Source organism: Limimaricola cinnabarinus LL-001, from assembly GCF_000466965.1.
Lineage (GTDB): Bacteria > Pseudomonadota > Alphaproteobacteria > Rhodobacterales > Rhodobacteraceae > Limimaricola > Limimaricola cinnabarinus.
The window spans coordinates 1-11,123 of sequence record NZ_BATB01000082.1 but is presented as its reverse complement, the minus strand read 5'-3'; the positions used below and the strand labels follow the sequence as shown (position 1 = coordinate 11,123).

Sequence of the window (11,123 nt, the reverse complement as noted above, 5' to 3'; positions counted from 1 at the left end):
CCATTTTCAGCCATAGCTCAGGTGCCCGCCTCGGTCCTCTACGACAACGACCGCTGCCTGGTTGCGAAGATCCTGCCGGACGGAACGCGCAAGCGCGCCACGCTCTTCAGCGGGTTCCTGTCGCATTATCTGTTCCGCGACCGCTACGGCCGTCCCGGCAAGGGAAACGACAAGGGCAACGCGGAGGGCCTGGTCGGCTACTCCCGCCGCAACTTCATGGTGCCGATCCCGCGGTTCGCGAGCTGGGACGCGTTCAACGCCTATCTGGAGGGACAGTGCCGCGAGCGTCAGGCTGATGTCCTGCGCGGCCAGTCCGAGACCATCGGAGAGCGGCTCGCGCGGGATCTGGCAGCGATGGCCGACTTGCCGGCCGTGCCGTTCGATGCCTGCGATCAGGCCACCGGACGGGTCAGCTCCCAAGCCCTGGTGCGCTACAGGACCAACGATTACTCGGTGCCGGTCGCGTATGGCCACCGCGACGTCTGGATCAGGGGGTATGTCGACGCGGTCGTGATCGGCTGCGGTGGCCAGGTCATCGCACGCCATCCCCGCTGCTATGGCCGCGAGGACATGGTCTTTGACCCGGTCCATTACCTCCCGCTGATCGAGCGCAAGATCAACGCGCTGGACCAGGCGGTCCCCTTGGCCGAATGGGACCTGCCGTCGGAGTTCGCGACCCTGCGCCGCCTGATGGAAGCGCGAATGACCAAGGAGGGCGGCAGGAGTATGTGCAGGTCCTGCGCCTGCTGGAGACCTTCGACATCGACGATCTCCACGCCGCCGTGAAGAAGGCCCTGCACTTGGGCGCGGTCGGCTTCGATGCCGTGAAGCACCTCGTTCTCTGCCAGGTCGAGAAACGGCCGCCGAAGCTGGACCTCGATGTCTATCCCTATCTGCCGCGCGCTCATGTCGGGACCACGAAGGCGGCCAGCTACATGTCGCTCCTGTCGGGGGATGCGGCATGATCGACGCGCCGAAGATCCTGCTCGCGGATCATCTGAAGACGCTGAAGCTGCCCACCTTCCTGCGGGAATATGAGAAGCTCGGCCGCCAGTGCGCCATCGAGGGGCTGGACCATGTCCAGTTCCTGGCCCGCCTGGTCGAGCTGGAGCTGATCGACCGCGAGCGCAGGATGGTCGAGCGCCGCATCAAGGCCGCGAAGTTCCCGGCGGCCAAGAGCCTCGACAGTTTCGACTTCAAGGCGATCCCCGAGCTGAACAAGATGCAGGTGCTGGACCTCGCCCGGAGCGAATGGATCGACCGGCGCGAGAACGTCATTGCCCTGGGGCCCAGTGGAACCGGCAAGACGCATGTCGCCCTCGGGCTGGGGCTGGCCGCCTGCCAGAAAGGGCTGTCGGTGAGCTTCATCACGGCCGCCGCACTGGTCAGCGAGCTGATGGAGGCCCGCGACGAGCGCCGCCTGCTTCGCCTGCAAAAGCAGCTGGCCACCGTCAAGCTGCTCATCATCGACGAGCTGGGCTTCGTGCCCTTGTCGAAGACCGGCGCGGAACTCCTGTTTGAGGTGATCTCGCAGCGCTATGAGCGCGGCTCGACGATGATCACCAGCAACCTGCCATTCGATGAGTGGACCGAAACCTTCGGCACCGAACGCCTGACCGGCGCACTGCTCGACAGGCTGACCCACCACGTCAATATCCTCGAGATGAATGGCGACAGCTATCGGCTCGGCCAAAGCCGGGCTCGAAAGGCCGTAGCCCCAACCTGATCCGCGTCAGACGCATTGGCCCCGCGGGCAAATGCGCCATGCCACGCGCCAGCTATGGGGCAAGCGCGCGCGGCATGGCGCTTGCCGCTGCGCCGCTGGCCTGGTTTCGCGCCGCCGCGTGACCGGTTTTTAGTCCGCCGTTGACACCTGAATGAAGAAAAGTACATAACGTTCATTACACGCATAGGTTGATTGCAAAGGTGGATTCACGTTCGAAGTGCAGCTCCTGTATATGAACAGCTGGTTACATGGAGAGCAATTGATGGGCACCTGCTATGCACATTTGGATCTCGAAGAGCGTCAGAAGCTCGCGCGGTGGCGTGAAGCGAAATTGCCGGTGAAAGAAATCGCACTGCGGCTCGGCCGCGCGCCTTCCACGCTTTACCGGGAGATGCGGCGCAATCGCTTCGTGGATGATGAGATACCCCATCTGAGCGGCTACTACGGCATGACCGCGCAACGGGCGTATGAGAAGCGCCGTGCCATCCATCGCAAGCTGGTCCGATACCCCGTCGTGAAGGCTGCGGTGGTCGACCGTCTCAAGGCTGGATGGTCGCCCGAGCAGATTGCGGGCCGGATGAAGCTTGAAGGTCATGCCAAGTCCGTTAGCCACGAGACCATCTACCGCTACGCCTATTCCGGAGATGGCCGGTCCGAGGCGCTTTATCGGCACTTGCCGGAGCACCGCCGGCGTCGCAGACCGCGTGGTACGCGCCGCCACCATGGTCGCAGATTCAGCAATGAACACAGCATTTCGCTGCGGCCAGTGGAGGTCTCCGAGCGCCAGCAGTTCGGGCATTGGGAATGTGACTTGGTGATGTTTCGCAAAGAGTTCGGCAAGGCGAACGTGACCTCTCTGGTCGAACGCGTTAGCCGCTTCACCGTCCTGGCGAAGAACGCCGACCGGACCTCCAAGCCCGTCATGGAGACCCTGATCTCTGGCCTGAAGGCCCTACCCCAACCCGCCCGCCGATCCATCACCTTCGACCGCGGCACCGAGTTCACCGCCTGGGCGCATCTCAAGGCTGGTCTCGGCGTGGCTCCATAATTCTGCGACCCGCAATCGCCGTGGCAGAAAGGCACGGTCGAAAACACCAATAACCGGATCCGAAAATATCTCCCCCGCAAGACCGATCCCACGACGATCACAGATCGAGATCTGACTTCGATCTGCGATCGCCTCAACGCTACGCCTCGGAAATGTCTGGGCTACCGGACCCCGGCCGAAGTCTTCCGGGAAAAGCTGATGGAGGCGATGCGGTCAGGCGGATAGGATGGGTTAGCGAAAATTGCGCTTCAGCGTGAGCTCACAAAACGGCACGCACTACTCCCAACTGCGACTCTTGTTTGAGGACATTGCCCTGTCCGCGCTTGCCCGGACAGACCCTCACCCTTAAACGAGCTTGAACGCGGTTTGCGGCAGGATGATGCGGGAACTCAATCTCAACTCTATGAGCTGCTTCGAGGCGGTGGCGCGGCTGGGCGGTGTGTCGCGGGCGGCCGAGGAGCTGGGGATCTCGCCGTCGGCGGTCAGCCAGAAGATCCGAAAGCTCGAGCAGCAGTTCGGCGTCAAGCTGTTCCGCCGCGAGCGGCAGCGGCTGCTGTTGACATTAGACGGCGAACGTCTGTTCCAGACCACCACTCAGGCGTTCCGGATGATGCGCGACGTGCATTCCGCGATCGTTCGCCAGCGCGAGAACCGGCATTTCATCCTGCGGGTCAGCCCCTCCTTCGGGGTGCGCTGGCTCGGGCCGCGGCTGACCCGGTTCCTCGACGCCAATCCAGGCTGGGATCTGCGGGTCGACGCCACGCCGGACTTCTCGGATTTCGAGACCGAGGTGGTCGATCTTGACCTGCGCTACGGCGCCGGCGGCTGGGCCGGGCTGCACGAGGAGCCGGTGCTGCACGACTTCGTGCTGCCGATCTGCGCGCCGGGCTATCTCGAGACCCTGCGCGAAAAGGCCGACGATCCCGTGGGCCAGCTGCGCGCCGCGCGGCTGATCGACAGCGTCAAGACCCATTACCGCTGGGATTTCTGGCTGGCGCGCCACGGCGCGATGGGCGAGCGGATGGCTTATCCTCTGCGCTTCGACCGCTCCTCGATGGCGCTGCAGGTGGCGCGCGATGGCGGCGGCGTGGTGCTGGAGAGCGCGACGCTGGCCGCGCCAGAGCTCGAGCGCGGCACGTTGGTGCCGCTGTCGCCCGGCTTCGAGGTGATCCGCTTCCCGGCCTACTGGCTGGTCTGCCCGCCGCGCCACGCCAGCCGCAGGATCGTGCGGATCTTCTCGGACTGGATGCGCGAGGAGGGCGCAGCGCATGATGCTCGCATGGCGGGGTTCCTCGAGGGCCTGGGCTGCTCGATCCGCGACGAGAGCGGTCCGCAGATCCCCGGGGCCGAGCATCTGCGCGGCCCCGGGGATCGTGGCGCCGATCAGTAGATGGTCAGCGCCGGCAGGTAGGAGATCGCCAGCAGCACCGCAATCGCCACGCCGTAGAAGGGCAGCAGCGCCTTCACCGTCTCGCCGATCCCGGCCCGGGCGATCGCCGCCGAGATGAACAGCGTCGTGCCCACCGGCGGGGTGTAGAGACCGACTGCGAGGTTGACGACCATCATCAGTCCGAGCTGCACCAGGTCGAGCCCGATCGCCTGGCCGATGGTGACGAACAGCGGACCGAGCAGCAGCACCGCCGCCGGCAGGTCGAGGAAGGCGCCGACCACCAGCATCACCAGGTTGAGCGCGAGGATCACCATCCAGGGCTCGGCGAAGCTCGCCTGCACCCAGGCCGCCAGCTCCTGCGGCACCCGCTCGGCGGTCAGCACCCACTGGATCACCGACGACGCCATGATGATGATCATTACCGCCCCGGTCATCAGCCCGGTGGCCACCGCCGCCTCCCATATGCCGCGGAAGGTGAGATCACGATAGACCAGCCCGCTGACTAGGAGCGCATAGGCCACCGCCATTACACTGACCTCGGTCGGTGTGGCGACGCCGAAGCGCAGCGTGCCGATCACGAACACCGGCATCAAGAGTGCCGGAAAGGCGGCAAGGATCTGAGCGCGGAAGGCACGGAAGCCGCCCGCCAGCGGCGAGCGCGGCAGGTCTCGGCGCTTGGCCGTCCAGGCCACGGCAGCGAACATGCCCGCACCCAGCAACACGCCGGGCAGAATGCCGGCGATGAACAGGTCGACGATCGAGACGTTCGACACCAGCCCGTAGAGAATGAGCGGAATCGAGGGCGGGATCAGCACTGAGACGGTCGAGGAGGCCGAGTTGATCGCGGCGGCAAAACCTGCCGGGTAGCCTTCCTTCTTCTGAACCGGGATCAACGCGTTGCCGAGCGCCGAGGCATCGGCCACCGCCGAGCCCGACACGCCACCGAACATCACCGAGCCGATGATCGACACCTGTCCCAGCCCGCCCTTGAAGTTGCCGACCAAGAGCCGCGCGACGTTGACGAGATAGACGCCGAACTTGCCCGACATCATCAAGTTGCCGGCGAGGATGAAGAACGGGATGGCGAGCATCGGAAAGCTCTGGGTCGGGGTGTACAGCCGCTGAGCGATCACTGCCATCGGCTTGCCGTCGAGCCACAGCGCGGCGGCCGCGCCGCCGAGCATCGCATGCGCCACTGGCACCGACAACGCCATCAGCGCCACGAATATCCAGACAAGGGGGGCGGTCATGGCATCACTCCTTCAACTCAGGCTGCGCGGCGCAGTCGGGTCGACGGGCGTTTCGCCGGCCAGCGACCGCAGCAGTGCCAGCGCCGCGATCACCGCCATCGCGCCGAAGGCGTAGACCAGGCTCGCGTAGCCCCAGACCTGGCGGATGCCCAATGTCGACAACGTCTGGAAGCGAGAGGCGTTTATGATCGGCTGGCTGCTCCACAGCACCGCGAGTACGATCCACAGCACCAAGACCTGCACTAGGATAGCCAGTACCCGCCGCGTGCCGGGCCCGATCAGGTCGGGCAGCAGCGTCACCGAGATGTTGGCGCCGCGTGCCGAGGCGACCACCAGCCCGCCCGCGACCAGCCAAGGCAGCAGCAGCGCGTGGATCTCGTAGGCCCAGGCAATGCCCGAGCCGAAGGCATAGCGCAGCACCACGTTGACCAGCAGCGCCGCGAACATCGCCGCGAGACAGGCCGCAGTGACGATCCGCCCGCTCCAGTCGAACGCCCCGGTCAGGCCCCGCACGGCGCGCAGGACGGGGCGCATGCGCCCCGCCCCGTCGCCTGCCGGGGACAGGTCGTCCCCGGTCCGCATCACAGCCCCGCCGCCTCGCGCAGCGCCGGCACCAGCTCGGGGAAGCGTTCGGCATAGGCGTCGTAGACCGGCTGGGTCGCGGCGACGTAGGAGTCGCGGTCAGCCTCCATGAACTGCGCGCCCTCCGCTTCCATCTGCGGACGCAGCTCGGTGTCGGCCGAGAGCGACATCTCGCGCTGCACCTTGCCCGCGCCCTTGGTAGCCTCGAGCGCGCAGGCTTGAGTGGCCTCGTCGAGGCCCGACCACCAGGCGAGCCCGGCGACCACGGGGGTGGATTCGTACTTGTGCCCGGTCAGGGTCACATAGGGCGTGATCTCGTGCAGCTTGGCCGAATGGATGTTGGTCAGCGGGTTCTCCTGCCCGTCGAACACGCCCGACTGCAGCGCGCTGGGAAGCTCGGACCAGGCCAAGGCGCGGGTGCGGCGCCGAGCGCCTCGAAGATGTCGACCGTCATCTGGTCCGGCGGGGTGCGGATCTGCATACCCGACAGCTCATCCGGGGTGGCAACATGCTTGGAGGTGTGGGTGATGTGGCGGATGCCATTGTCCCAGAATCCAAGCACCTTCAGGCCGGCATTCTGCGCCCGCTCGTCGATCATCGCGCCGACATCGCCGTCCAGCACCTCCCAGGCGGTGGGCAGGTCGGCGAACAGGAAGGGCAGCCCCAGAAGGCCGATCTCGGGGACGATCTGGCTCATCGCGCCCTGGCTGTTGGCGCTCACTTGGATGATCCCGGCGGTGGCCGAGGTCAGCATCTCGGAGTCGTCGCCCATGGTCGAGGACGGCGCGTGGTTGACGCTCCAGCCATCGCCAGCGCAGGCGGCGAACTGCTCAGCCCAGGCCTCGGCCGCGACGTAGCGCGGGTTGCCGGGGTTGGCGCCATGCGCGAAGATGACCTCCTGCGCCTGCGCGGCGCCTGCGAGAAGGGTCGTTCCGGCCAGCACGGCCATCAGTTGGGTCTTCATGTGAGGTTCCTCCCTTTGCGAAGACTGCGGGTCGCGCGGGACCTTCCTCCAAGGCCCGCGCGAAATCGTCAATGGATCAGCGAGCCGCCGTTCACGTCGACCTCGGTGCCGGTGCAGTAGCTCGACAGCTCCGAGGCCAGGAACAGCGCGCAGCCCGCCACGTCCTCGGCGGTGCCGGGGCGGCCCATCGGGATGCCGGCGACGATCTGCTCCTTCATCTCGGGCGTCAGCTTGCCGGCGGTGATGTCGGTGGCGATGAAGCCCGGGCAGATCGCGTTGACGCGGATGCCGTCGGGCGCCAGTTCGCGCGCCATTGCCTTGGTTAGGCCCAGCACGCCCGCCTTGGCGGCCGAGTAGTGCGACCCGCCGAAGATGCCGCCGCCGCGCTGCGCGCTGACCGAGGACATGTTGACCACCGCGCCGGTCTTGCGCTCACGGAAATGCGGGATCAGCGCTTGGGTCATGTAGAGCGTGCCGCGCAGGTTGACGTCGAGCACCGCGTCGTAGTTCTCGCCGCCGATCTCCATGATCTTCAGCGGCTGGGTGATGCCGGCATTGTTGACCAGCACGTCGACCGCGCCCCAGCGCGCGACCAGTTCCTCGGCCACGGCGGCGCATGCCGCGCGGTCGTCACGTCGCAGGCCAGCCCGACATGCCCCTCGCCCGGCAGATCGGCAGCGGCGGCCTGCGCCGCGCCCGCGTCGAGATCAAGGATCGCCACCGTTGCCCCGTGTTCGGCGTAGAGTTTCGCCGTCGCCTTGCCCAAGCCGCGCGGCGAGGCAGCGCCGGTGATCACCGCGTATTTGCCCGTCAGAAGTCCCATCTCGTATCCCTCGATGTTGATGGTCAGAGCCAGCCGCGGATGCGGTCGCCGACCGCCTTCGTGCTGAGTCCGTACATGTCGTGCAGGCTCGGCAGCGCGCCGGCCTCCAGGAATTCGTCCGGCAGACCGATCTGCCGGAAGGCCGGCGTGATACCCGCGCGCATCAGCGTCGCGGCTACTGCCTCGCCCAGGCCGCCGATGACGGAGTGGTTCTCCGCCGTGACCAGTAGCCGCCCCTTCCCCGCCTCGGCGAGGATCGTATCGGTATCCAGCGGCTTGATCGTCGGGCAGTGCAGCACCGCCACGTCGATCCCGTCGGCGGCCAGCGCCTCGGCCGCGTCCAGCGCCCGCATGGTCATGATGCCCGCGGACACCACCAGCACGTCGCGCCCCTCGCGGATCATCTGCGCCCGCCCGATCTCGAAGCGGTAGTCGGGCTTGTAGCGCGGGATGACGTTGGCGACCTTGCCGCGCAGCAGCCGGGCATAGACCGGGCCGGGGTGCTCGATCATCGCCGGCACCATCTGCGCCACGTCCGCCGCATCCGCCGGGTCGATGATCGTCAGGTTCGGCAGGCCACGGAAGATCGCCAGATCCTCGAAGGCCTGGTGCGAGGGGCCGTAGCCGGTGGTCAGGCCCGGCAGGCCGCAGACCATCTTGACCGGCAGGTTCTCCTCGGCGATCGCCATGCAGATGAAGTCGTAGGCGCGCCGCGCCGCGAATACCGCATAGGTGGTGGCGAAGGGGACGAAACCCTCATGCGCCATCCCGGCGGCGGCCGACATCAGCAGCTGCTCGGCCATGCCCATCTGGTGAAACCGGTCGGGATGCGCCTGCGCGAAGACGTGCAGGTCGGTGTATTTCGCCAGATCGGCGCTCAGCCCGACGATCCGGTCGTCGTGACGCGCGGCCTCGGCCAGCGCGTGGCCGAAGGGGGCCGAGACGGTGTCGTAGCCCTCGGCGGCCAGCGAGGCGATCATCGCCGAGGTGGCGACCCGCTCGGTCGGAGCCTGTCGGGGTTCGTACTTGCGGGCGCGGGCGGCATGGGTCATCGCGGGGCTCCTTCCTCGAGCACAGCCAGCGCCCTGCCCCATTCCTCGGGCTCGACGCGAACGAAATGGGTCATCTCGCGCGCCTCGAGGAACGGCACGCCGCGGCACATCCGCGTGTCGGCGACGATCACCCGCGGCTCGGGGCCGTCATGGGCACGGGCGGCGTCGAAGGCCGCGACCAGCGCGTCGAGATCGTTGCCGTCGACCCGCTGCGAATGCCAGCCGAAGGCGCGCCACTTGTCGGCCACCGGCTCGGCCGAGAGCGTCTCGGTCGACGGCCCGTCGGCCTGCTGGTCGTTGAAATCGACGATGCAAATCAGGTTCGACAGCTTGTGATGCGCGGCACCCATCGCCGCCTCCCAAGTCGATCCCTCGCCCAGCTCGCCATCCGACATCAGGTTGTAGACGAACTGGCCGCCGCCCTTGCGCCTGAGCCCGAGCGCCATGCCGACCCCGATGCCGAGGCCGTGGCCGAGCGAGCCGCCGGTGATCTCCATGCCGGGCGTGTAGCTGGCCATGCCCGACATCGGCAGCCGCGAGTCGTCCATGCCATAGGTCTCGATCTCGGCCTCGGGCAGCACGCCCGCCTCGATCAGCGCGGCATAGAGCGCGATGGCGTAATGGCCGATCGACAGGAGGAACCGGTCGCGCCCCTCCCATTCCGGGTCATGGGGGCGGGTGTTCAGCGCGTGGAAATACGACACCGCCAGCACGTCGGCCACGCCGAGCGCCTGGCCGACATAGCCCTGGCCCTGCACCTCGCCCATCCGCAGCGCGTGGTGGCGGATGTTGTGGGCGCGCTGCGCCAGCGACAGGTTGCTCCGCGATTGCGGCGATACGGCGGTCATCGTTCCTCCCTCCGGCCGGTCGGGCCGTTGCCTCTTGGCGGCCAACATGACCGGGGCGGCGCAGCACCACAATTTCCAATCCTTAAATGGCTGTGAAGTTTTGCTTCACGAGTTTCCAGCATTCCGACATATCGGCCGCCCGCCACGGGCCGCTACGAGAGAACGGGAGATACCGATCCTAGGGAGGACATGAGATGAAACTCGGCCTTGGCAGCTATGCCTATCGCTGGTCGATCGGCATCGGCGACCGCCGGCCCGCCGACCCGATGCCGCCCGAGGCGCTGCTCGACCAGGCGGCCGCGCTCGGGCTCGGCCTGGTGCAATACGCCGACAACCTGCCGCTCGACCGGCTCGACGATGCCCGGCTCGACGCGCTGAAGGCCCACGCCGACGCGCTCGGCCTCGGGCTCGAACTCGGCACCCAGAGCTTCGACCCGGGCGAGGTCGACCGTTATCTCGAGATCGGCGCCCGGATCGGCGCGCCGCTCCTGCGCGTGGCGCTCGACGAGGCTGACGCCCGGATCCCGGTGGCCGACCTCGCCGATCAGCTGCGCCCGCGCGTCGCCCGCGCCCGCGATGCCGGGCTGCGCATCGCGATGGAGAACCACTTCAACTATCCCTCGCCGAGCATGGTCGAGCTGCTGGAGCGGGTGGATGACGACCATCTCGGCGTCTGCCTCGACGTCGCCAACTCGATCTGTGCCGGCGAATGGCCCGAGGAGACGGTGACGCTGCTGGCGCCCTGGACCATCAACCTGCACCTCAAGGATTACATGATCCGCCCCGACCGCCACGGCGTCGGCTTCCGCATCGAGGGCGTGCCGCTGGGCGAAGGCCGCGCGCCGCTCGATTGGATCCTCGACCGGCTGGCGCATTGCCCGGCGGAGATGAGCGTCATCCTCGAACACTGGCTGCCTTGGGAGAAAGGCGAGACCGAAACCGAGATCCGCGCCCGCGAGCAGAACTGGATGGAGCGCACGTCGCAGGCCGCGCAGCGTCTGGTGGCGAAGCGCGCATCACGACAGGAGGAAACCGCATGACCCGCACCAAGAAGCTGATCAACGCACCCGAGGACATCATTTCCGAGGCGATCGAGGGGATGGTCGACGCCCATCCCGAGATGCTGCGCGTCGCGGGCGCCACGGGCCGCGCCGTGGTCGCCGTCGACGGGCCGCGCGACGGCAAGGTCGGCGTGGTGGTCGGCGGCGGCTCGGGCCACGAGCCGGCCTTCGCGGGCTATGTCGGCCGCGGGCTGGCGGACGCCGCCGCCGTCGGCAACGTCTTCGCCTCGCCGAGCCCGGAGCAGATCATGGACGCCGCCCGCGCCGTCGATGGCGGCGCGGGGGTGCTGTTCCTCTATGGCAACTACACCGGCGACGTGATGAATTTCGACATGGCCGCCGAGGAATGCGAGGCAATGGGCACCCCGGCCCGCTGCTC

8 protein-coding genes and 4 pseudogenes are annotated in these 11,123 nt (G+C 67.3%); 6 read left to right on the top strand and 6 right to left on the bottom strand.

All coding sequences use genetic code 11. The annotated features are described in order from the left end of the window. The 4 genes and pseudogenes from MBELCI_RS16945 to MBELCI_RS16930 form a co-directional block, all read left to right on the top strand. Positions 1-965 (top strand): annotated as a pseudogene (locus tag MBELCI_RS16945) (Mu transposase domain-containing protein); the annotation flags it as partial. Beyond that, positions 962-1,726 carry an IS21-like element helper ATPase IstB gene (gene istB / locus MBELCI_RS16940; protein WP_021695474.1) on the top strand — a complete coding sequence of 255 codons (765 nt, stop codon included), beginning with the start codon at positions 962-964 and terminating at the stop codon, positions 1,724-1,726. The pseudogene MBELCI_RS16945 and the gene istB, both read left to right, overlap by 4 nt. A gap of 262 nt (positions 1,727-1,988) precedes the next feature. After that, positions 1,989-2,999 (top strand): annotated as a pseudogene (locus MBELCI_RS16935) (IS30 family transposase). A gap of 154 nt (positions 3,000-3,153) precedes the next feature. Continuing rightward, positions 3,154-4,164, top strand: coding sequence for a LysR substrate-binding domain-containing protein (locus MBELCI_RS16930; protein WP_021695472.1), 1,011 nt, complete (start codon positions 3,154-3,156; stop codon positions 4,162-4,164). Here MBELCI_RS16930 and MBELCI_RS16925 read toward each other — a convergent pair. From MBELCI_RS16925 to MBELCI_RS16900, 6 genes and pseudogenes are all read right to left on the bottom strand, one after another. Beyond that, positions 4,158-5,414 carry a TRAP transporter large permease gene (locus MBELCI_RS16925; protein WP_021695471.1) on the bottom strand — a complete coding sequence of 419 codons (1,257 nt, stop codon included), beginning with the start codon at positions 5,412-5,414 and terminating at the stop codon, positions 4,158-4,160. The genes MBELCI_RS16930 and MBELCI_RS16925 overlap by 7 nt on opposite strands. Positions 5,415-5,426: 12 nt before the next feature. Then, entirely contained in the window at positions 5,427-5,996 is a 570-nt protein-coding gene (locus MBELCI_RS16920) for a TRAP transporter small permease (protein WP_045320408.1), read from the bottom strand. Next, a pseudogene (locus tag MBELCI_RS16915) lies at positions 5,996-6,945 on the bottom strand (TRAP transporter substrate-binding protein). Before MBELCI_RS16915 ends, MBELCI_RS16920 begins: the two are co-directional and overlap by 1 nt. A gap of 83 nt (positions 6,946-7,028) precedes the next feature. Beyond that, positions 7,029-7,783 (bottom strand): annotated as a pseudogene (locus MBELCI_RS16910) (SDR family NAD(P)-dependent oxidoreductase). 23 nt (positions 7,784-7,806) lie between these two features. Beyond that, on the bottom strand, positions 7,807-8,835 hold the full coding sequence (locus tag MBELCI_RS16905) for a transketolase family protein (protein ID WP_021695466.1): 1,029 nt from the start codon (positions 8,833-8,835) through the stop codon (positions 7,807-7,809). Beyond that, complete coding sequence (locus MBELCI_RS16900; RefSeq protein ID WP_021695465.1) at positions 8,832-9,683, bottom strand: transketolase; 852 nt, start codon at positions 9,681-9,683, stop codon at positions 8,832-8,834. Before MBELCI_RS16900 ends, MBELCI_RS16905 begins: the two co-directional genes overlap by 4 nt. A gap of 194 nt (positions 9,684-9,877) precedes the next feature. Between MBELCI_RS16900 and MBELCI_RS16895 the strand changes: the two genes are divergently transcribed. Both MBELCI_RS16895 and MBELCI_RS16890 read left to right on the top strand, forming a co-directional pair. Then, positions 9,878-10,723 (top strand): sugar phosphate isomerase/epimerase family protein, encoded by an 846-nt coding sequence (locus MBELCI_RS16895; RefSeq protein WP_021695464.1) that lies wholly within the window; start codon positions 9,878-9,880, stop codon positions 10,721-10,723. Continuing rightward, on the top strand, positions 10,720-11,123 hold a 404-nt coding region (locus MBELCI_RS16890), incomplete at its 3' end, for a dihydroxyacetone kinase subunit DhaK (protein ID WP_045320407.1). The genes MBELCI_RS16895 and MBELCI_RS16890, both read left to right, overlap by 4 nt.

Bases quoted from the DNA above. Each gene is read 5' to 3' on its own strand.
- istB (WP_021695474.1), top strand. From the start codon at position 962: ATGATCGACGCGCCGAAGATCCTGCTCGCGGATCATCTGAAGACGCTG.
- MBELCI_RS16930 (WP_021695472.1), top strand. From the start codon at position 3,154: ATGCGGGAACTCAATCTCAACTCTATGAGCTGCTTCGAGGCGGTGGCG.
- MBELCI_RS16925 (WP_021695471.1), bottom strand. From the start codon at position 5,414: ATGACCGCCCCCCTTGTCTGGATATTCGTGGCGCTGATGGCGTTGTCG.
- MBELCI_RS16920 (WP_045320408.1), bottom strand. From the start codon at position 5,996: ATGCGGACCGGGGACGACCTGTCCCCGGCAGGCGACGGGGCGGGGCGC.
- MBELCI_RS16905 (WP_021695466.1), bottom strand. From the start codon at position 8,835: ATGACCCATGCCGCCCGCGCCCGCAAGTACGAACCCCGACAGGCTCCG.
- MBELCI_RS16900 (WP_021695465.1), bottom strand. From the start codon at position 9,683: ATGACCGCCGTATCGCCGCAATCGCGGAGCAACCTGTCGCTGGCGCAG.
- MBELCI_RS16895 (WP_021695464.1), top strand. From the start codon at position 9,878: ATGAAACTCGGCCTTGGCAGCTATGCCTATCGCTGGTCGATCGGCATC.